17 protein-coding genes are annotated in these 21,629 nt (G+C 58.5%); 5 read left to right on the top strand and 12 right to left on the bottom strand.

Features of this window, described 5'->3' with window-relative positions:
* Nucleotides 1–34: 34 nt before the first annotated feature.
* Together B5E60_RS01790 and B5E60_RS01785 are read right to left on the bottom strand one after the other, a co-directional pair.
* A complete protein-coding gene (locus B5E60_RS01790) occupies nt 35–1,177 on the bottom strand; it encodes a glycosyltransferase (RefSeq protein WP_087309177.1) in 1,143 nt (380 codons plus the stop codon).
* 206 nt (nt 1,178–1,383) lie between these two features.
* A complete protein-coding gene (locus B5E60_RS01785; RefSeq protein WP_087309305.1) occupies nt 1,384–2,115 on the bottom strand; it encodes an acyl-[acyl-carrier-protein] thioesterase in 732 nt (243 codons plus the stop codon).
* A 163-nt stretch (nt 2,116–2,278) separates the two neighbouring features.
* On the opposite strand from B5E60_RS01785, the gene B5E60_RS01780 reads away from it, so the two are divergent.
* From B5E60_RS01780 to B5E60_RS01765, 4 genes are all read left to right on the top strand, one after another.
* A complete protein-coding gene (locus B5E60_RS01780; protein WP_087309176.1) occupies nt 2,279–2,890 on the top strand; it encodes a hypothetical protein in 612 nt (203 codons plus the stop codon).
* A gap of 153 nt (nt 2,891–3,043) precedes the next feature.
* Complete coding sequence (locus B5E60_RS01775) at nt 3,044–3,754, top strand: DUF2975 domain-containing protein (protein WP_087309175.1); 711 nt, start codon at nt 3,044–3,046, stop codon at nt 3,752–3,754.
* Nucleotides 3,755–3,772: 18 nt separating this feature from the next.
* Nucleotides 3,773–3,994, top strand: coding sequence for a helix-turn-helix domain-containing protein (locus B5E60_RS01770; RefSeq protein WP_087309174.1), 222 nt, complete (start codon nt 3,773–3,775; stop codon nt 3,992–3,994).
* Between the two features lie 22 nt (nt 3,995–4,016).
* Nucleotides 4,017–6,854, top strand: coding sequence for a M16 family metallopeptidase (locus tag B5E60_RS01765; RefSeq protein WP_204246426.1), 2,838 nt, complete (start codon nt 4,017–4,019; stop codon nt 6,852–6,854).
* A 286-nt stretch (nt 6,855–7,140) separates the two neighbouring features.
* Here the strand turns inward: B5E60_RS01765 and B5E60_RS01760 are convergent, their stop codons facing one another.
* The 10 genes from B5E60_RS01760 to mltG form a co-directional block, all read right to left on the bottom strand.
* Nucleotides 7,141–8,433: a DUF5689 domain-containing protein gene (locus B5E60_RS01760; protein ID WP_239403161.1), complete on the bottom strand. Its 1,293-nt coding sequence runs from the start codon at nt 8,431–8,433 to the stop codon at nt 7,141–7,143.
* Nucleotides 8,434–8,454: 21 nt separating this feature from the next.
* The gene (locus B5E60_RS01755; RefSeq protein WP_204246425.1) at nt 8,455–11,298 is read right to left on the bottom strand and encodes a TonB-dependent receptor; all 2,844 of its coding nucleotides are present in this window, start codon (nt 11,296–11,298) and stop codon (nt 8,455–8,457) included.
* A gap of 18 nt (nt 11,299–11,316) precedes the next feature.
* Nucleotides 11,317–12,351: an endonuclease/exonuclease/phosphatase family protein gene (locus B5E60_RS01750; RefSeq protein ID WP_087309171.1), complete on the bottom strand. Its 1,035-nt coding sequence runs from the start codon at nt 12,349–12,351 to the stop codon at nt 11,317–11,319.
* A gap of 31 nt (nt 12,352–12,382) precedes the next feature.
* A complete protein-coding gene (locus B5E60_RS01745) occupies nt 12,383–13,504 on the bottom strand; it encodes a DNA/RNA non-specific endonuclease (protein WP_239403160.1) in 1,122 nt (373 codons plus the stop codon).
* A 265-nt stretch (nt 13,505–13,769) separates the two neighbouring features.
* Nucleotides 13,770–16,094, bottom strand: a complete 2,325-nt coding sequence (locus B5E60_RS01740; protein ID WP_143260624.1) for a hypothetical protein — start codon at nt 16,092–16,094, stop codon at nt 13,770–13,772.
* A gap of 172 nt (nt 16,095–16,266) precedes the next feature.
* Nucleotides 16,267–16,731, bottom strand: a complete 465-nt coding sequence (locus tag B5E60_RS01735) for a DUF4293 domain-containing protein (RefSeq protein ID WP_087309169.1) — start codon at nt 16,729–16,731, stop codon at nt 16,267–16,269.
* 3 nt (nt 16,732–16,734) lie between these two features.
* Nucleotides 16,735–17,691, bottom strand: a complete 957-nt coding sequence (locus tag B5E60_RS01730) for a glycosyltransferase family 2 protein (RefSeq protein ID WP_087309168.1) — start codon at nt 17,689–17,691, stop codon at nt 16,735–16,737.
* The gene (locus B5E60_RS01725; RefSeq protein ID WP_087309167.1) at nt 17,691–18,275 is read right to left on the bottom strand and encodes a DUF4199 domain-containing protein; all 585 of its coding nucleotides are present in this window, start codon (nt 18,273–18,275) and stop codon (nt 17,691–17,693) included. Before B5E60_RS01725 ends, B5E60_RS01730 begins: the two co-directional genes overlap by 1 nt.
* Before the next feature lie 213 nt (nt 18,276–18,488).
* Nucleotides 18,489–19,091 (bottom strand): L-threonylcarbamoyladenylate synthase, encoded by a 603-nt coding sequence (locus tag B5E60_RS01720; protein ID WP_087309166.1) that lies wholly within the window; start codon nt 19,089–19,091, stop codon nt 18,489–18,491.
* Between the two features lie 21 nt (nt 19,092–19,112).
* On the bottom strand, nt 19,113–20,126 hold the full coding sequence (gene mltG, locus B5E60_RS01715) for an endolytic transglycosylase MltG (RefSeq protein WP_087309165.1): 1,014 nt from the start codon (nt 20,124–20,126) through the stop codon (nt 19,113–19,115).
* Between the two features lie 590 nt (nt 20,127–20,716).
* On the opposite strand from mltG, the gene rfbA reads away from it, so the two are divergent.
* Nucleotides 20,717–21,625: a glucose-1-phosphate thymidylyltransferase RfbA gene (rfbA, locus tag B5E60_RS01705; protein ID WP_087309164.1), complete on the top strand. Its 909-nt coding sequence runs from the start codon at nt 20,717–20,719 to the stop codon at nt 21,623–21,625.
* The last annotated feature ends 4 nt before the right edge of the window (nt 21,626–21,629 follow it).

Below are 21,629 nucleotides of genomic sequence, written 5' to 3'. Positions count from 1 at the left end.
ATGAGGTCAAGCTCACCCCCTCCCCTTCAGGAAATCACTTCCCGGCAACCAGTCCGTAGAGCTCCGTGATGCGGTTGCACATCTCCTCCCAGGAAAAACGCCGACGTACCTCGACGCAGTTTTCCCGAAAACGGGTTAGATGATCCCCTTCATACATCCGTTCAATGGCAGCCGCGACCCCTTCCGCAGTCGGCTCGCAGACGTAGCCGACCCGACCGTCGGGGACAATCTCAGCCAGCCCCCCGACGTCGGTCACCACCATCGGCACACAGAACTGATAGGCAATCTGCGTCACACCGCTCTGCGTGGCCGTCTTGTAGGGCTGCACGACGAAATCAACCGCCGAAAAGTAGTATTTCACCTCCTCGTCCGGAACGAAATGGTCGTGAAGCAGCACTTCGTCCTGCAGCCCGCTGTCGGCTATCTGCCGCAGGTAGGGCTCCTTCGAGGTGTAGAACTCTCCGGCCACGATCAGCCGCCGGCCGGCAGTCTTGCCCTGACACCGCAGAAGCGACCACGCGTCGAGCAGGATATCAAGCCCCTTGTAGTCGCGGACCAGCCCGAAAAAAAGCACATAACGCAGGTCGGGATTCAGCCCCAGCCGCACGCAGGCCTCCGAACGTTCGATCCGCTCACCGAAATTCTCGAACAGCGGATGGGGCGAAAAGAGCGCCGGGACCGACGTATAGGCACCGAGTTCGCCGTGAACCTGTTCGGACATGTAGATGAAGCCGTCGACCGATGACAGGAAATAACGGTTGAAGGGACGGTCGATCAGGTGATGTTCGTGCGGCTCGACATTGTCGATCTGGCAAAGGACCTTCGTATGGCCGTTGCGCCGTGCCAGACGCGCGATCGTACCGAAGCAGGGCGCCATGAAGGGCGTCCAGTACTTCATCAGCACGAAATCGGGCCGATCCCGGCCGATCGCACGCCCGATGCGCAGCCAGTTCAGCGGATTGACCGTATTGACGCACCGTGTGATGTGCAGATCCGCCGGCGCCGGGGTATCTACCGTCTGGCTCTCGCCGGGAAAGAGCAACGAGGGGTATTGCAGCGTGAAGGTCCGGATGCGGACCTCAGCCCCCCGGCGCTGGAATGTCCGCGCCAGAATCTCCAGAATGGAGGCCAATCCGCCCCGATACGGGTGGGCGGGGCCCACGATCGTGATTTTCATGGAATCGGTTTTACGAAATTCTCGAACGGATCACGTCCCGTCCGCTGGCGATTGTTGACGTGCGGCCCGGTGTACCGCAGAAGACGCCGTAGCACGCCGGTCGTTTGTCGGTCAGTTGCCGGTCAGTTGCCGGTCAGTTGCCGATGTACAGCCGATACCGCGCAACCGATCGGCTCGGCAGCTCAACTCGGCAGGTCGGCTCGGCGTTACGCGCGCCACTCCAACGAAGCCCGTACGGCCGCCGTCGCTCCGTCGCCCGTAATCTCGAACAGCACCGACTGCTCCCGCTCCTCGTACCCCACCGTCAGCGTCTGTCCGTAACGGCACTCCTTCAGGAAGTGGATATCCAGCCGGACAGGAACCTCCAGCGTCAGCCGCTCGAGAGGCAGCATGTCGAGCATCATCTCGATATAGCGCATCGTATTGACATGGCGGTTGAAGTCGATATCGCTGTAGACCACCCGGTGTTCGGTGCTGCGTGTGGGCTTCACCTCGCGGATCTTGCGCGGCTTCTCGGCCGGAGGCGGAACCGCCACCACCGCATCGTTGTGCTCGCGGCCCACCCACGAAAGATCCACCGCCGAGCGTGTCGTCAGATCGATCATCGCCCATTGCGTCACCGAACGCCCGAATTCATGTCCCGCAGCGTCAGTCAGCGTGAAGTTACGTGTCGACAGCACCCGACCGTAGTCGCTGATCCACGTGGCTATCGTATAGTCGGTATACTGTTCAGGCCGCCGGTCAATCTCGATGGCCATGCGCGAAAGAACCCACGAATGGTTCCCGGCATTGAGCACATCCACTCCAAAACCCTTGCCGTAGGCATCCACACCCGCCGTATTGAGAATCGAACCCCCGAGCGATGCCAGCGTCGCCCGCAGCGTGAAATCCACATCCTGAGGCTCAACCCGATAGTGATAAAGCGATTTTTCTGCCATATCCGTCATTTGTTGCAACAAAGATAGGAATTTTTCGTATATTTGTCAAACGGCATCGGTGGTTTGCCCGTGACTCCCGGGATTTTTTACCCGCTACCGGCTCCGGTTTCGAAACCCGACATTCCATTAACCCTATTCTCTTTAACCCCTAAAATTCAAAACCATGGAGACGAAAAAACTCGACTTCTCGGAAACGCTCAAGGATGCAATCACCATCGGCGTGAAAAATGCCCCCTCGATCATCGCCGCCGTTGCCCTCTGGCTCATCACCATCTGGATCCCCTATCTCAACATCGGAACCACGATCGCAATCACCCTGCTCCCCACCCAGCTCGCCAAAGGTGAAATCATCAACCCGCTGGGAATCTTCGACGCAAAATATCGCCGTTACATGGGTGAATTCTTCATCACCATGGGGCTGATGGTCTTTCCGATCCTGATCGGCGTCATCTTCATGCTTGCTCCGGCCGTCGTCCTGGCCATCTCCTGGTCGCTGGCATACTACTTCCTCATCGAAAAGGGCAAGAACCCCATTCAGGCCATCAAGGCCTCGAACGACGCTACCTATGGCAGCAAATGGATCATGTTCTTCGTATCGCTGGTTATCGGTATCGTCGTCGGAATCGTCTTCTCCCTCTTCCAGGCCCTCTGCAACGCCATCAACGTCAGCATCATCACCACCATCGTGATGTTCATCCTCTACGTGCTGGCCATCTCGATCAACATGGCCGTCAACGCATCCTTCTGGAAACAGCTCAAGGACAACGTCGAATAATCCATCCCCCGCGGATGCTTCGCACGGTCTCCCGAGTCATCGGGAGACCGTTTTTTTCGCTATTCCAAAAAATTTTATCGAAAAACGATAAATATTATTTGTTTTTCGAAATTTTCGCTATCTTTGTTTCCGTAACAGACAACCGTACGTGTCATGCAGAACAAAAAATCGCTCCTCAAAAGGCTCCTGTTCATCTACATCGCCTTCTTCCTGGTCATCGTCGCGGGGATCATCCACAACGTCCTGGGCGACTTCGGCCGCGGCGCCGAAACCGGCATGAAGATGGGCGAAGAGATCGCGGCACGGCTCCAGTCGGGTGACCCCCGCATGATCTATCTCCTCGGAAACATCCACATCATCGCGCAACCCGAACTCGACATCCAATCATCCGACAAGCAGATCAACCTCAAGGCCCGAATCTCCCAACTCGAACTCTTCGTCGACGAACCCGCCGAAAACTCCTCGCCCATTCACCTCGCACTGCATTCCGTCGGCGGCAGCATCGGACTCTATCTGCTCACCCTGCTGGTCCCCCTGCTCTTTATCGCCATCATCGTCCTGATGGTGCTCATCATCCACTCGCTCCGACGCTCGATCCGTCAGGAAAAGACCCTCGACCGCCGGAACGTACGATGCCTGCGCGCAATCGGCGTGCTGACCATCCTCTCCGAACTGGTCAATGCCCTGGCCGACCGGATCATGAACCTCCATGCCGCCAGACTCCTCGATGGTAGCGGCTTTACGGTCGATACCGGATTCCAACTCTCCTACACCATGATCATCATGGGTATCCTGATCCTCTTCTCGGCCGAAGTCTTCGCCATCGGTCAGAACCTCAGCGAGGAACAAAAACTCACCATCTGACAAACCTCCCCCGCTGACATGCCCATTATCATCAATATCGACGTCATGATGGCCCGACGCAAGATCTCCCTCGGAGAACTCGCCGAAAGGGTCGACATCACCCCGGCAAACCTCTCGATCCTCAAGAACGGAAAGGCCCGCGCCATCCGGTTCTCAACCCTCGAGGCCATCTGCCGCGAACTCGACTGCCAACCCGGCGACATCATCGAATATCGTCCCGAAAATACTCAAAACCAATAAACTCCTTTAATTTCAAAATCGTATGAAGAGATTGATTTTGATGGCCCTGGCGGCGTTCACCGTCTATGGAGCCACCGCGCAGATGCAGCCGATCCCTGTCGACCCCGAACTACGCACGGGGAAACTCGAAAACGGGATGACCTACTACATCCGCCACAACGACAAACCCAAAGGGCAGGCCGACTTCTACATCATCCACAACGTCGGCGCCATCCAGGAAAACGATGCCCAGCAGGGCCTCGCCCACTTCCTCGAACACATGGCTTTCAACGGTACGAAAAACCTCCCCGGAAAGCAACTCACTCAATACCTCGAATCCGTCGGCGTGAAGTTCGGCGCAAACCTCAACGCCGCAACCAGCTGGGACCAGACCGTATACAACATCAAGGATGTCCCCACCTCGCGCGAGGGAATCATCGACTCCGCCCTGCTGATCCTCCACGACTGGTCGCACTTCATCGCCCTGCAGCCCGAGGAGATCGACTCCGAACGCGGCGTCATCATGGAGGAGCTCCGCACGCGTGACGGCGCTTCGTGGCGATCCTCGATGAAGCTCATCCAGGCGCTCGGCCGCGGTTCGAAATACGAACACCGAAACCTGATCGGCTATCTCGACGGGCTGAAGAACTTCAAGCACCAGGAGCTCGTCGACTTCTACCACCAGTGGTATCGCCCCGACTATCAGGCCGTCATCATCGTCGGTGACATCGATGCCGAAGCCGTCGAGGCCAAGGTCCGCAAACTCATGGCCGATATCCCGGCTCCGGAAGCCGATGCCTCCCAAAAGGAGGTGATCACCGTCCCCGACAACGAGGAACCCATCGTCAGCATCTACACCGACCCCGAAATGCAGGGTTCCAAGGTGCAGATCTTCATCAAACGCGCCGCATTCCCCCAGCAGCTGGCCAACACCGTGGCCGGTGAGACGCTCAACATCATCCAGGCGTACGTCTCCTCGATGGAGAACGGCCGTCTGCAGGAGATCGCCATGCAGCCCGATGCCCCGTTTCTCAGCGCCGGAATGGCCACGGGTGACGTCATCGGAATCATCCCCACGCTCAACGCCACGGCGTTCGTTGTCTCTACGCAGGATGGAAAAATCAACCGCGGTTTCGAGGCGATCTACACCGAAATGGAACGCCTGCGCCGCCACGGATTCACCCAGAGCGAATTCGAACGCACCCAGAAAAACCTGCTGCGCAGCGTCGAACGATCCTACACCAACCGAAACGACCGCTACAACGGTTCGTTCGTCCAGACCTATCTGAGCAACTTCCAGAAGAACACACCCATGCCCGACGCCCAGACCGAATGGCAGCTCGACAGCATGCTCATCTGCTCGATCAACGTCGACATGGTCAACGACTTCGCCAGCAAAACCCTCACCGAAAACAATCAGGTCATTGCGGTTACCGCCCCCGAAAAGGAGGGCCTCGCAAACCCCTCGGCCGAAGAACTGCTCGCCATCCGCGACAAGGTGATCGCTTCGGAGATCGATCCCTATGAGGACAACGTCGTCAAGGAGCCGCTCATCCCCGAAGGCACCCAGCTCAAGGGTTCGCGCGTGAAGAAAACACACGTCGACAAGCTCTTCGGAACCACGGAGTGGACCCTCGCCAACGGCGTGAAGATCGTCGTCAAGCCCACCACCTTCAAGGCCGACGAGGTGCTGATGAGCGCCGTGGCAAAGGGCGGTCTCTCGCTCCTCTCCAACGAGGACTACTACATGGGAAGCATCATGCCCGCCATCAACCTCATGTCCGGCGTCGGCAAGTTCTCCACAACCGAACTCCGCAAACAACTCTCGGGCAAGGCCGCCAGCGTCGCACCCTCTGTCAGCAACTACAACAGTTCGATGAGCGGCTCGGCTTCGCCCAAGGATCTCGAAACCATGCTCCAGCTGCTCTATCTCCACTTCACGCAGCCCCGTTTCGACCGGACCGACTACGACAAACTCATGACGATGTTCCGAGCCAGTCTCGCCAACTCGGAGTCGGACCCCGATTTCCAGCTGCAGACGCATATCCTGAAGGCCGTCTACGGAGACAATCCGCGCCGACAGAACATCACGCCCGAACTCCTCGACACGTTTGACTTCGAGCGGCTGCCCGCCATCTACTCGAAACTCTACAACGGCGCCAACAGCTTCGTGTTCACCTTTGTCGGAAACGTCGATCCGGAGACCCTGAAGCCCCTGGTCGAGAAGTACATCGGTTCGCTCCCCTCGACCAAGAAGCCCATGAACTGGATCGACGACAAGACCCAGCCCGTCCAGGGGGAGATCACCGACGACTTCCGCATCGAAATGCAGCAGCCCAAAGTCTCGGTTTACTACTATTTCTCGGGTAAAATGCCCTACGAGTTCAAGGAGAAACTCGCGCTGACGTTCCTCACCCAGGCTCTGAACTCGCGCTACCTCGAGTCGATCCGCGAGGAGAAGGGCGGAACTTACGGCGTCAGTGTCAAGGGTTCGACCGACTACATCCCCGACGAAAGCTACGACATGACCATCTCGTTCGACACCAACGAGGAGATGGCCGACGAACTCTGCGAGATCATCATGCAGGAGATCCGCCAGATCGCCGAAAACGGACCCAAGAGCGAGGATATCGAGAAGACCCGGGAATACCTGCTCAAGAGCCTGAAGAACAGTCTGGAGATCAACAGCGGTTGGCTCGGGTACATTCAGGCCAAGTATGGTTCGGGCCTCAACTTCGTTCAGGATTACGAGCCGGCTCTGCGTGCCCTGACCGCAGCCGATGTGCAGGCCATGGCCAAGAAGGTCCTCGCCGAGGGCAATCTCGTAAAGGTGGTTATGCGTCCCGAAAAGGCTGCTGACGCCGGCGAAGAGGCAAAATAGACCCATACGGCGGCAATCGCCGATACGTTAAGGGTCGGGACCTGACAGGTCCCGACCCTTTCTATTTGTAGCCGAAACAGGCTGATTCCGCCCCTCTCTCCCGGGCAGTTCCGGTCCCGCTCCCGGAACAGCGGATGGATCGGGTTCCGGCCGGAACCCGATCCGGTCCTCCCGGGATGGAAGGGTCCCGGCCAACGAACGCACCGCAAAAGCCGGTGGACGCACGGCAAAAAGGCGGCCCGGGTGATTCCCGGGCCGCCTTCCTTATCGGTCTCTCGGATGGAGGTTATTCACCCCCCTCCATACCTCCCATCGGGTCGTACTTCACGGGAGGATCGAACGGATCGTAGTTGGAATATCCATTATCATAGGCCCAACGGGCCAGCGCATCGGCCTCCGTCTCCGTCAGCAGATCCTCCGTCTTGAAATTGAGGTCCTCAAGCCGGCTTACCGAGATCTGGTACTGTGCATAATCGCCGCTGCCGCCCGTAAAGGTGCTCTGTTTCGAGTAGATGGCGTAGATGCCCAGCACCGTACCCACGGCGCCGTCCTTCGGAATCGGATTCATCGCAAACTGCGAGTAACCGCTCGTACGCACCGAATAGACGCCCGGATCCGACGTATAGACCGGCGACTCGGACGTACTGTTGCAGATGGCGTTGTACTGGTAGGTGATCAGTACCGACGTATAGAGGCGGATGTTGTCGATGTTATAGGCCCAATAGTACCACGGAGCATTCTGCGGCGTACCCGAGTCGGTGACGATCCACGTCGGGAAGAGGCTCTCGTAGGTACCGTTCTTCAGCGCCGGATGAACCTGGTGGTCCTGGTTCGGAACCCCGGCATAGCAGACCGTCACATCCTTGAAACGGACCAGACGGCCGAACTGATCGGGACCCAGCGTCGTGGTGTAGTTCGACGCATCGACCTCCACGATGTTCGACGCATCGAGCGTCGTCCGCTCGCCCGGCAGCACATACTGCCTGGCAATGTTCGGATTGTCGAGGTTCGAGTTCGCATAGTACTTGTGCTTGCCCGCGGTGTTGTTCGAATCCGACGGCGCATCGCCGATCGAGAGCATCATGCGGTAGTTGCCCAGGAAGAGCCCGTCCAGACGGACGTAGACCCACTGGCTCTCCATCGTATTCAGATTCAGGTAATAGTCCAGGTAGAGGCCGTTATAGAGCTTCAGCTCAATGCCGGCCGTACCGTCGTCGATGAACAGCGACTTGTAGAGGTTACCCTGGCGGTCGCTGCTGATCACCTTGCCCTTGATGTACTTGTTCGAGGCGTCGGGCCAACCCTTCATCCCCTCGAATTTCGTCTCCTCGGGCGCCAGATCGCCAAATTTCAGCGTATTGGTCGTCTCCCAGTTGTCGTTGGTTCCCGTCCCCGAGATCGAACCGAAGGCCGACTCGAACCACCCCTTGACCTCCTTGATCGACACCTGCTCCAGACCAAGCGTCTCCATATCCGAATCGGTATAGATTTTCCGGGGCGCCGGCGTGTCGAAATCGTTGTAGCAGCCCGCAGCCAATGCGCCGACAAGAACCGCTATTGCTATTTTAAGACTTTTCATAATGTGTGCTCTTCTCGGTTGTTAGAATCGTAAATAGACATTCAGAAAATAGGTCGTACCCAGCATGTAGAAGTACTTCGACGGGAAGCGTCCGAAGACATAATCGCCCGTATTGGCCGCACGGACCTTGCTCATGCGCATCTGCTCGTAACCTCCCGTGCGGATATCCTGATCGTTGAGAATGTTCTTCACCTCGAGGCTCATGCCCAGCATGTAGCGCCCGATATACCAGTTCTTGCCCACGTTGGCGCTCAGCGTGAAGTAGCCGCCGAACTCCTCCTGAGCCCGCAGCTCGTTGATCGAACTCATGGCTCCGTCAATCGTCGCCTTGTTGGGTTCCGGCATCGAAAGCTCCGACAGAATCAGATTCGTGAAGTACTCCGAAGCCGTGTTCGTCCGGTAGAAGGGGTTCATCGACAGGTAAAGGCGGTCGTAGTAGTTCAGGTTCACGCCGGCAAACCAGTTGCGGGCTCCGCGGTAGTCCAAACCCACGTTGATGGCCGTCTGCGGCGAGCTCTCGACGTGCATTCCCTTCCAGTTGACCTTGTCGCGCAGTACGATGCGGTCGACGTTGTCCACCGTCTGGACAAAGTCGGCGTTCGACGTGTAGGTATAGTCACCCCAGCTGACGGCTCCCACGACCGAAATGCCGTTCCACACCGGAATCGAGAGTCCCAGCTCCACGCCGTAGTGGCGCTTGTCGATGCCGCTCATGGCAAAGTTCGTGAACGAACTGCGCGTATCGTCGTAGAACGAGATCACCTTGGCCTGGTCCGCGATCGTCGTGTAGTAACCCGACAGACGCGCCTTGATGTAGGGCAGATTGAGGTTGTAGGTCAGATCCACGCCGAAGACCTTCTCGGCCTTCAGACCCGGCGTCACATTGTTGCGCGTACGCGGCGAAACGAAGGCCGTGTTGAACTTCGGAGCCTGCTGCAGAATCACCGCGTTGGCCTCCAGCGAGTGGGCGCCCGAGAACTTGTAGCCCAGCGAGAGCTTGCCCTCATAGGTCAGGTAGTCGAGCTTCTTCGAATCGCCCTTCGAGTTGTCGGGGAAGAGGCCCTTGCGCCACATACCCTCGCGGTACATCTGCGAATAGCCGACCGATCCGGCCACACCCAGCGAGAATCCGCCAACGGCCCACGAGTAGTTGGCCCAGGCCTCCGATTCGAGCAGGTGGGCCCGGTAATAGTAGCCGTACATGTCACCCTCGCGGGCAATACGTGCGTGACCCGTCGACCAGTAGTAGTCCAGATCGTTCTGGTAGGCCGTCTCGCTGGCCATGTCCCGCTCGGCAAACTTGTCGATGTCGTACCAGTAGTCGCCGCCCAGCAGATCCTTCACCTGCGAATAGTAGTTCGTCCGGTTCACCCGCAGGTTCGCGCCGCCGACGATCTTCATGTTGTTGCGCATGTTGTGCTGCACGTTCACGGCCAGGTTGTAGTCCAGCTGGTCCGTGTGACGCTCCTCGATCATGTAGTTCGAACGGCGGCTGTCGCCCATCAGATCCGTCAGCTCCGTATCGACATACTGGTTCATGTGGTAGAAGTCATCGAACTTCAGCATGCCGTCCCAGACCCGGGCCCCCTGAACGGCGCTCTGCAGATAGTAGTAGTAGGTCTGGTCAGTCGTCGTGCCCGGAACATACTGCGTCATGTCCGACAACGGCATGTAACGGTAGTAGTCGCCGCGCGGATCCGAACCGCCGTTCCACGTCAGCGCCGAGTAGCCGTTCTTGCCGAAGCGAAGCGACGTGGCCGCATTCAGACGCGTATTTTCCGAGATGTCCCACGTGTAGTTCAACATGGCGATCGGTTCGTGCGTGTTGCGCACGCGCGAATTGCGCAGCTTGCCGGCCTGGTAACCCACGTTGGGATTGTAGTAGTTGTTGCCGAACAGGGCGTAGGCCTCGTCGGTCGATGCCTGCTGCGCGCCGCGCTCCGTGGGCGAGGCCAGGAAGGTCAGCGCCAGACGGTGGTTGTCGCCGAAGAGCTTCTCCACCGAGGCAAAATAGGCATACGAATTGTAGTAGATCCCGTCGACATAGCCGTTGCCGCCCTGACGCGTGCTCAGCGAGATGGCGTACGACCAGCCGTTGTCCAGCTGTCCCGAACCGTAGGAGATCATCGCCCGGAAACGGTACATCTGGTTGGCGTTCGAGACGCTCACCCGGAAGCCCTTGCGGAACTGCGAAGCCCGGGCGTTGATGTTCGTCAGGCCACCGATGCCGCCGATGCCGAAGTCGGCCATCTCCAGCCCCGTGTGGTTCTCCTGGTTGCGCGTGGCGTCGTTCAGACCGCTCCACAGCGACCACGGGCCGTAGCCCGTCAGGGCGTCGTTGAAGCGGATGCCGTTCAGGTAGATGTCCGAGAACTGCGAATCATAGCCGCGGACGTTGAACCGCATCTCGCTGAAACGGTACGAGGCAATGTTGTTGAACAGATCCTTCGAGGCCGAAAGCGACGAAGGAAGCGCCTGCGAGTCCGACGACGAGGAGTCGCTGTCGAACTCCGCAAAGACCGCATCGTCGAGGAACCCTCCGTACGAGGGGTTGCCCGGAACCAGAATCACCTGCTTGAGATCCTGCACATGGTCCGTACCGACGCGCACGAGCAACTCCAGCGGTTCGAAATCCGGGGTCGTGAACTGCACCCGGTAGCTGCCGGCCGGAAGACTCTCGAACTGGAACCGGCCGTCGTTGTCGGTCGTGGCCGTCAGGCCCAGCGATTCGATCTTCACCTCGACGTTGCTCAGCGCCACGCGCCCGTTGCGCGATACCACCGTGCCCCGGACCCCGCCCTGCTGGGCGTAGGAGACGAAGCTCACGGCGGCGAGCATCAGAAAAAGTAGAGCTTTCAGTTTCATACAATTATTGTTAGCTGGTTATTTGCCAATGTAGATATAGACGGGGAAGTGGTCGCTGAAGCCCCCCTGGAAGTCGTTGCCCACGAACGTACGCAGCGGATAGCCCTTGTACTGACCCTCCTTCTGCAGCATGTAGGGACGGCGGAAGATGCCTCCGTAGAATTTCGAGTGGCCGACGGGCAGAATCTTCAGCTTGCCGGTCGATCCCGTAGCCAGATTCTCCGATACGATGATGTTGTCGAACAGGTTCCACTCGTCGCGATAGGCCAGCGTGCCGTATCCGGCCTTCAGCAGCGCGATGAACGGATTGAACATCTCGCCCTTGTGGACCTCCTTGATCTTGCCCCTGGCCTGCAGGCACTCCACGACGCTGCGGTCCGTGGCGTCGTCGTTCAGGTCACCCATCACCACCACCTTCGTGGCCGGATTCCGCGCCATGACCGAATCGACGATGTGCTTCACCTGGCGGGCGGCCTCCTCACGCTTGGGCGACGAGGCCTCCTTGCCGCCCAGACGCGACGGCCAGTGGTTCACCACGAAGAAGAACGGCTCGCCCTCGATCGTACCCCACATCGTCACGAAATCACGTGTCCGGAAATCGGGCATCCCCGGCATCACGAAGCGGTGCGGGGCGCTTCCCTCCAGCTTGAAGACATCCGGACGGTAGAAAAATCCCACATCCACGCCGCGCGCATCGGGCGAATCATAATGTACGATGCGGTAGTTGCCGTGTGCGAGTTTGGGCTGCGCGATGACATCCTCCATCACCGAACGGTTCTCGATCTCCGAAACGCCGATCACCACCGGGAAATCCCTGTCCTCGGCCGCAATGTCGAACAACACGCGTTCGAGATTGCCCAGTTTCTTCTCATACTTGACCGTGTTCCACCGCTTGGGACCGTCGGGCGTAAACTCCTCGTCCTTCACTCCGGGATCGTTGATCGTGTCGAAGAGGTTCTCGAAGTTGTAGAAGACCACTTTATAGGGCTTCTGCGCAAAGCACGCCACCGCCACCAATAGGGCGATCAGTCCTGTCAAAAGGTTTTTCTTCATAAGGTTGTGCAGTTAAGTAAACATATGTCTGTCAGTTAATTGCCAGTCCGGGCCATTGCGTCGCATCGGGTTCGCGGCTCTTCACCTCGGCGGCCACCGCCGGATCGAGGTTCCGGAAGAAGGTGAAGCCCGTCAGCTGCTCGACCTTCTCAACCGTACAGGCCGCATCGAGCAGTTTGGTCTGGCCGCCCGCCCGGTCATTCGTGAAGATGAAGCCCACGGCCTGCAGTTCGTCGGCCGAGAACTCCCAGATTTGCCGGTTTTCGTTCTGTCCGCGCTTCTGCTTGAGCAACACCTTCCAGCACTTGTCGGGATAACCGACCCGCTTGCCGCTGCGGTCCGTAATGGTCCGCCCCGAAAGGTGTGCGCCCGTGACGACGAACAGCGTATCGTAACGCATCTCGGTGACCGACGTCGGCGCCCAGTTGCGGACCAGCGTCTCGAGCCGCACCCAGCTGCCGCTGTTGAAGTTATAGTTCTGCGGCATGATGTTCGTGGCGTAGAAGGTCATCGCGTTGGTGGCCGCCGTATTGTAGCGGTCGGCCGAGGGGCACTGGTGACCGCGGGCATCGCCCGTGCCGTACGACTGGACGATATTGGCCTGCTGCGACTGCTCGATCACGGGCAGCTGCGCATTGGGATCATAGGCCCAAACGTCCGTACGTCCCGTATTGGGCGAGGTGTAGCACCCGTGCAGCGGGTAGGCTACCCACAGCGATATGCGGTTCGCAGCATCGAAGCAGATCGAATAGTTGCGCCGTACGCCCCCCATGAGGTACTTGCTCGTCGTGAGGAGCGTCGTATGATAGGTTTTGTAGATATAATCGCTACCCTGACGATAGGCGGGCTGCTCGCCCCAGGAGCGCTGGTAGTCGGCCGCATCCGTTGAGGAGGCTGCGGGCATCTGCCACATCTGCAGCAGGGTTGAATAACCGTTGGCAAAGGTTACGGTGATTTCGGCCGTGCGGTACTGGTCGGAGGTATTCACCTCCAGCACGAGGGGCAGATCCTGCCCCACAACCCCGGCTGCCACCGTGGTATTGGATTCGAACGAGCACCACTTCTCCCCTCCGTCGAAAGCGAGGGTTGCGGCATAGGCCATGCCGGCCGGGCCGAGGGTGATGATCCGGTTCGATGTAGCGTTACAATTCACGGTTGTAGCGGCGAGCGACGCGGAAGAGGCCGCAGTGTCCTCGTCCTTGCTGCATCCCGAGAAAAGGACAAGCATTGCGAGCATCACGCCGGTCAAGCCTGTCTTGTGGAAAAGGTCAGAAAACATCAAAAACAGCGGTGGGAATAGAAAATTGTGAGATTGTTTTTTAGAAAACCAAACTCTTGACGGGGCATCTTGCAATACCCCGCCAAGAGTGGTTGGTTTATAAGTCGGTTTCCTCGACTGACAGAATTATTGCTTGTTACTATTCATAGGTAAGTTCAAGCGTCGTAATCTGTGCATTGTGCGAGGAATTTACGCGGATGCAATACGGCGTGTTTACAGCCGTGTCGGACAGATTATACGTGTAGGTATACGGATCAGTCTGTTCCCATTTGATAGGAGTACCTCCACTTACAAAGTTACCGTTGACATCTGCAATTCCAACCATCACGCTGCCCGATGCACCTTTGCGGCTCACAGCGACAATCTTCGTCAGTGCCTTACCGGCAACGGCAGGCAACTGTACATATGCGCCATTCTTACCGAAGATCAAATAGTTAATGAACTTATACCCGTTCGAACCATCCGATACAAAGGTGAAATCGTAACCCGAGAAGTTAAAGGTTTTCGTTTCCGTCTCATAATCGCTCGTAGGAGCCCCTGACGGATAATTGCCCGTAAAATCTACAGAGATAACCGTAGGATCACCTCCAGTCGAAGGAGCCGTCTGCATCAAGGTCACCTGATCCAGCACGGTGCCGTTTGCGGCCTTCATCACCAGCGTGGCCGTATAGGCTGTATCACCCGTATTGTTACCCTTGGCCGAGACCTCAACCGATCCCGTCTTCGGAGTTACCGAGAACTTGTCGGCATTGGCACCCGTGATCTCGAACGTTACGGTTCCGGCTGCGTCGTTGGCCTCGTAGTTCAGCGTCTGAGCCTTCGGATCGGTAGCTGCGAAGGTTTCAGGCTGCGTCGTGAAGCTGCCGCTTGCCACCGACGCATTCTCCGTCACCTTGCGGGCTACAACCGTGAAATAGGTGCCGGTATTCTTCGCCGATCCGTTGTTCACGAACCAGCCCTCAACATCGACAACCTTGCCATCGAACGACGACGCATTCAGATCATCATTCGGCGCCGAAATCGATCCCGTATATTCGGACTCGAACAGGAATTTCAGATTGATGAACTCACCGGCCGACAGCGTTCCCGTCATCTTTACGTACGTAACCTTGGGAGCGGTCATCATGCCGGCAATGTTTTCGGCGGTAACCTCCGTCGGAGTCAGCGTCGGCATCGTACCGGCAGCCGTCGAAAGGATAGTGGGTTCAGCGAGCTGAAGAGCGCCTCCATACATCGAAGCCTTACCCGACACGCTAACCGTGCTGCCTTCGGCCGGAATCTGCGATGCTACAGCGTCATAACCCATGTAAACGAGGATAGCGCCCGTTTTGTCCTGCATAACGAAGCCCTGCTTGTAGGTACCTACAACCGTAGCGCCCTCGATCGTATAGGTCGCACCGGACTCGGTAACCTGCGAGATGGTACCCTGGGTGGGAACCTCCGGAGTCAGCTCCGTACCGTCACCGCCTTCATAGAGCTTGAAGTCGTCCAGACGCAGCGATGCACCACCCGTATAGGAGTCAAAACGCACCGAAATCTTGTCCGTCGAAACACTGGCAGGCAGCTTGAACATCGCCGTGCAGAGGTACCACGAACCCGTACCGAGTTTTTTGGTCGTGATCTCGACAGGCATCCATGCCGAGCCGTCGGGATTTACCGAGAACTTCAGCGTCGATGCCGTAACATCGCCGAACGTCGGCGTGTAGGGCGACGCTTGCAGCGTCGATACGGTGTTCAGCGCCGTGAACGTGAAGGTGAAATTCGTGTTCGTGCCGACATTGATGTCGTTGATGTCGAAATTGGCCGTACTGTTCATGTAGGCATAGGGATAACCCGAAACCTCAGCCTTTTCGTCATCGGTCGGATCGTAATCCTTGCCGCTGTTGCGAACCGATGCGCTGTTGCCGCCGTAGGTCACACCCGACTGATCGAGCGTTCCGCCGCGCGTCCAACCCGTAAACTTGTCCACATACGGCCAATAGGTACCATCCTTCTCGACCGTCGTACCGCAATTCTCCGAGTAGAGAGCAGCGGTCGTCGGCACATAGCTGTCGGTCTGCTCGATCTTGATCGTGGCCGAAACATCCGTCGCCACACCAATACCCGGAATCGTACCCGAGGTCGTCACCTTTACCGTATAGGAGCGTGCTGTCGCTGCCTCAGTCAGGTCAAAGGTTACCGTCGTGGTTCCCTTGCTACCCGAGGACAGACTCGGGGTGCAGGCGCTGGCATCAGCGCCGTTTTCGCCCGTAACGGTCATCGTCCAGTCACCCGACGACTCAATGGTGACGGCCTCCGTCGTTCCACCTGCAAGGCCTATGCTAAGCGTTGTGGTACCCTGTCCGTTCACCGTGATCGACGGCATCCCGCCGCCATCATCCGGATCATCGTCCGAACATCCCGTAAAGGCCGCTACAGCCAATGCCGAGAGGAACAATGTCTTCCAAAGATTGACTTTTTTCATAAAAGTGAGTGTTAGTTAGAAATAAAAACAGTAGCCTATTTGATTTATTTTTTAAAATATAGCATACATAATATGAATATTACGCCCCAAAGTTAAAATTATTTCCCGGCTTTACAAAGTTTTGTAACATTCTTTTAATATAAATCGGAACATTCGGGACTTTTCCCGGCTCTCAGCGAATACGATCCGTGCTCCGAACCAGCAGCTCATCCCGGAATATGGCCCGCACCGACAACCACGCAAACAACAGTCCTACAACCGGTAAAACAATCGTGGCCTGCATCCCGTGGGCCGACTGAGACAGCTCCGCGACGACACGGCACCCCAGGTAATAATAGATCCCCTCCATCAGCGCACTGCCCAACAGAAGCACCATCTCAACCACACACAGCCGGATCTGAAGCATCCGCTTGCGATACAGAAATACAGTCACCAGAGGCAGAACCGCCGCCAATACCAGCAGAATGCCCAGATAAACCGCCGAATAAAGCTCCTCGCCGTCGGCACTCTTCAAGGCAAAGGCATAGAGCGAAAACTCCTCGCCTGAACCGCCGAACCAGGCCAGACGGGTGAACAGCGTGACCGTGACAAGCGCCGTTACGATCAACAGATAAAGTGTTTGAATGCGTTGTATCATCGTTTACAGGGTTTTATCAATCAGATAGGTATTGCGATCCGTCGAATTGCGGTTGATCAGCTCGCCGAGGAAGCCCGCCAGAAAGAGCTGTACGCCCAGAATCACCGCCAGAATCGCCAGATAGAACAACGGCTGGTCCGTTACGGCCCGCAGCGGAAGCCCTTGGGACTGTTTCCAGAGTTTCTCGCCGATCAGCCAGCAGGTCGTACCCCCGCCCAGAAGGAACATCAGCGTCCCGAGACTACCGAAAAAGTACATCGGAGATCGGCCGAAATGGGTCATGAACATCACCGATATCAGGTCGAGATACCCCTTCACCGTGCGCTCCAGACCGAATTTCGAGTGCCCGTACTTGCGGGCGTGGTGCTCGACAACCTTCTCGCCGATGCGCCGGAAACCCGCCTGCTTGGCCAGGATCGGAATGAAGCGGTGCATCTCGCCGTAGACCTCGATCGACTTGACCACCTTGCGGCGGTAGGCCTTCAGACCGCAGTTGAAGTCGTGGAGACGGATGCCCGAGGCCCGGCGGGCCGTCCAGTTGAAGAATTTGCTCGGCCAGCGCTTGCCGATCGGATCGTAGCGCTTCTTCTTCCACCCCGAGACCAGGTCGTAACCCTCCTCGAGGATCATCCGACGCAGGGCCGGAATCTCGTCGGGCGAATCCTGCAGGTCGGCATCCATCGTGAAGACCACCTCCCCTTCGGCAGCCGCAAAACCGCAGTACAGCGCGGCCGACTTGCCGTAGTTGCGGCCGAAGCTGATGCCCCGGATGGCCGGATAGCGCTGCTTGAGCTCCTCGACCACCCGCCACGAGTGGTCCGACGATCCGTCGTCGACGAAGATCAGTTCGTAGGTGAGGTGGTTTTCGCGTGCCACGCGGTCGATCCACGCCGCAAGCTCGGGCAGCGACTCCTCCTCGTTGTAAAGCGGAACGACGACCGAAATATCCAGTTTGTCCATTACGCGTTCTTGGTAGTGTTGGTGTCGGTGTCGGTGTTGGTGTCGGTGTCGGAATCCCCCTCCCCGCTCCGCGAATCGTTCGCCGGAGCGAAGACCGGCGCTTCACGACGTGCATAGGCCGAGATGAACAGGCCGAAGAAGCCCCCCTTGACGAGAGCCCCAACGATGGCCGAGAAGATTAGCGCCAGCGGCGAGTAGAGCATGCGGGACACCAGCAGGATCTGGTCGTCGGTGTAGAAGCCCGTCGACTCCAGCAATTCGATCTGCGGAGCCATCATCGCCTCGTACTTCGAGGCGAAGAGCCAGTTGGCAGCCACGCTCATGTAGGCGCCGTCGAGGAATCCCGCACAGAGCATCACCGCCAGAATAAACCGCAGGCACTGCCCATAGCTGTAACCGTTGGCTCCGTAGCGGGCCACACGCTGCTTCGTGAAGAAGGTCAGCAGACCCAGAAAGAGAAGCAGGGACACCAGGGATATGATCGCATGCCGGGTATAGAAGTTCAACGTATCGAACACAAAGGCGACCAACGCCATGATTACGCCGTAGAAGGCGGCATCTTTCCAGAAATTCGTCTTTTCCATCTATTTTTATATTGCTCTTTTCCTAAACGTCTCCTCGGCCCTTCCGCCCCGGCCTCTTCTCTCTGCCGGGGGGGGGCTTCTCTCAGCCGCGGCCTCTTCTCTCTGCCGGGGGGGGGCTTCTCTCAGCCGCGGCCGCCGTCGCATCTCGCCCGATCCCGGTCTCTCGCCCCCTCGCTCTCGGCACCCGGCGGTTGTCTCTCGGCACCCGGCGGCTTACTGCAGGTCGCCCCGGCCTTCGCGCAGGATCTCCGGCTCGTCGCCCGTCAGGTCAACCACCGTCGTGGGGACATTGTCGCCGATCCCGCCGTCGATGACCAGCGATACCTCGCGGCCGTAACGCTCCTCGATCAGTTCGGGATCGGTCGTGTACTCCACCACCTCGTCGTCGTCCTTGACCGACGCGGTGATCATCGGGCTCCCCAGCGCCTCGACCACCGCCCGCGCCACAGGGTGCGACGGAATGCGGATCCCGATCGTGCGGCGCCGTTCCAGCGCCTTGTCCGGAACCCGCGACGAGGCCGGCAGGATGAAGGTGAACGGTCCCGGAAGATTGCGCTTCAGAATCCGGAACGCCGCGTTGTCCACCCTGCAGTATTCGGCCACCTGGGCAATATCGCAAAAAACGACGCTCAACGAATCCTCGCTGCGCCCGCGCAACCGGCGAAGCCGCTCGATGGCCCGCGCCGAACGCAGCGAACACCCGAAGGCATAGACACTGTCGGTGGGATAAATCACCACCCCGTCGCGCTCCAGGGCCTCCACAACCCGTTTCAACTCCTTTTCCGAAGGATTCTGTCCGTAGATCTTCACCAACATGGGACCGCAAATATAATGAAATTATTTAATCTTTCGCCGATTAAGTTCGGCACTGTAGGCCCGGGCGTTGCGATTGTGCTCGGAGAGGGTGCGCGCGAAGTTGTGATAGCCGTCAAAAGTCGGCCGGGCGCAGAAATAAAGATAATCGTGCTCCTCGAAGTGAAGCACCGCTTCGATGGCACTCTTGCCCGGCATGCAGATCGGAGAAGGCGGAAGACCCCGGTTTACATAGGTATTGTAGGGCGACGGCGTCTTCAGATGTCGGTGGAGAATGCGGCGCAGCGTGAAATCCTGCAGGGCGTATTTCACCGTGGGATCGGCCTGCAGGGGCATGCCGCAGCGCAGGCGGTTGATGTAGACCCCGGCGATGCGGGGCATCTCGTCGCTCTTCGAGGTCTCCTCGTAGACGATCGAGGCCAGGGTCATCACCCCGAGCCGGCTCAGACCGCTGCGCTGGCGCAGGGCATCACGTTCGGGCGTCCAGAAACGGTCGTACTCGCGTTTCATGCGCAGCACGAAGTCCCGCGGCGAAACCGTCCAGTAGAATTCATAGGTGTCGGGAATGAACATCGAGAAGAGCGTCACGCTGTCGAAACCCACCTCGGCGGCCATCTGCGGCGAGGTCAGCACATCCATCAGCGCCGCCGAGTCGGCATCGAGCTGCCGCGAGAGGCGCCGGGCCAGCTGGGCCGGCGTGCGCACGTTCTGGATCGTCACCCGAACGGGGGTCTGCATGCCGAGTTTGAGCATGCGGACGATCTCGATGACGCTCATGCCGGGACGCAGCACGTAGTGGCCCGGTTTGAAGCTGTCGGCCAGGCGAAGCCGCCGGGCATAGGCCCGGAAGGCGGCATGGCGACGGATCGACGGCAGCAGCGAATCGGTCAGCTGATCGTACGTGGCCGTGCGGCTGACGAAGAGTTCGCGCTGCGCCGGAACCGCACTGCCCCGGAACTCGATAAACAGAAGGACAGCCCCCACGACCACGACAACTGCAACCCCCGCAAGGATGCGCAACAAGGTTTTTTTCTGCATTTCGCCTGATTTTTTTGCAAAGATAGGAAAATATTCCTACTTTTGCATCCCGGGTGAGTCTTACACGACCAGCTCCTGCAGAATCCCCCAGGCGAGGAATCGAGCAAGGGTATGTGGTTGTAGCGGTGCGATGCAAGTAGCTCACCCTTTTTTTGTGCCCTGCGGCGTCCGGCTTCCCGGACGCCGCTTTTTTTAAAGGCCCGGAAATCAGAGGAATGGACGGGCGTCCCGGCGTGCACGCTCTTCCGCCTCTCGCCGGCGAAGCGGCGAAAGATGCCGCCGGAGGTGACGCCATACCGTGCGCAGCAGGTCCGCAGGCAGGGAGTCGCCGTAGACCATCCGCCGCATCCAGCGGAACCGCCGCCAGCGCCGCCATCGGAAGCAAATCCCGCGCCAGAACCCCTCGGGAATGGCCGCCGGAAAATCCGCTCCCGCATCGCGGCATCGGGAGCCTCCACCCCTGACGCCGGGAATCCTCCCCCCCGCCGCAAAAACCGCGCCCGGCGAAAACACCCGATGTAAATGAAGCAAATATTTTTCCTTTCGACAGGAAAAAACTATCTTTGTCCATCTGAAACCGTATTTGCGCCATGAAAGGTATCGTCCTGGCCGGAGGCTCCGGCACCCGCCTCTACCCGATCACAAAGGGAGTCAGCAAACAGATGCTCCCGATCTTCGACAAACCGATGATCTACTACCCCATCTCGGTGCTGATGCTGGCCGGAATCCGCGAGATCCTGATCATCTCCACACCCGTCGACCTGCCCGGATTCAAACGCCTGCTGGGTGACGGCTCCGATTTCGGCGTGCGCTTCGAATATGCCGAACAGCCCTCGCCCGACGGCCTGGCCCAGGCCTTCCTGATCGGCGAACGGTTCATCGGCCCGGAGAGCGTCTGTCTGGTGCTGGGCGACAACATCTTCCACGGATCCGGCTTCACGGGCATGCTCCGCCAGGCGGTCCGCGCCGCCGAAGAGGAGGGCCGTGCCACGATCTTCGGATACCGCGTCGAGGACCCCGAGCGCTACGGCGTGGCCGAGTTCGACGCCGCGGGCAACTGCCTCTCGATCGAGGAGAAACCCGCCCGCCCGAAGTCCAACTACGCCGTCGTCGGACTCTACTTCTACCCCAACAAGGTGGTGGAGGTAGCCAAAGGCATCAGGCCCTCGGCCCGCGGCGAGCTCGAGATCACGTCCGTGAACCAGACCTTCCTCCAGACCGGCGAACTGCGCGTCCAGACCCTGCAGCGCGGGTTCGCCTGGCTCGACACCGGAACCCACGACTCGCTGGCCGAAGCCTCGATCTTCGTCGAGGTGATCGAAAAACGCCAGGGGCTGAAGATCGCCTGTCTGGAGTCCATCGCCTTCCGCATGGGCTGGATCTCGGCCGACAAATTGCGCGAACTGGCCCGGCCGATGTCGAAAAACCAGTACGGACAATACCTGCTGAAGGTGGCCGACGAGACGGAGGCCGGCGACCCGCAACTCCTTGCAGAATGACTTC

Source organism: Alistipes sp. An116, assembly GCF_002161005.1.
GTDB classification, from domain to species: Bacteria; Bacteroidota; Bacteroidia; order Bacteroidales; family Rikenellaceae; genus Alistipes; species Alistipes megaguti.
Note: the sequence above shows the minus strand (reverse complement) of the source record. Positions and strands in the feature narration are given on the sequence as shown.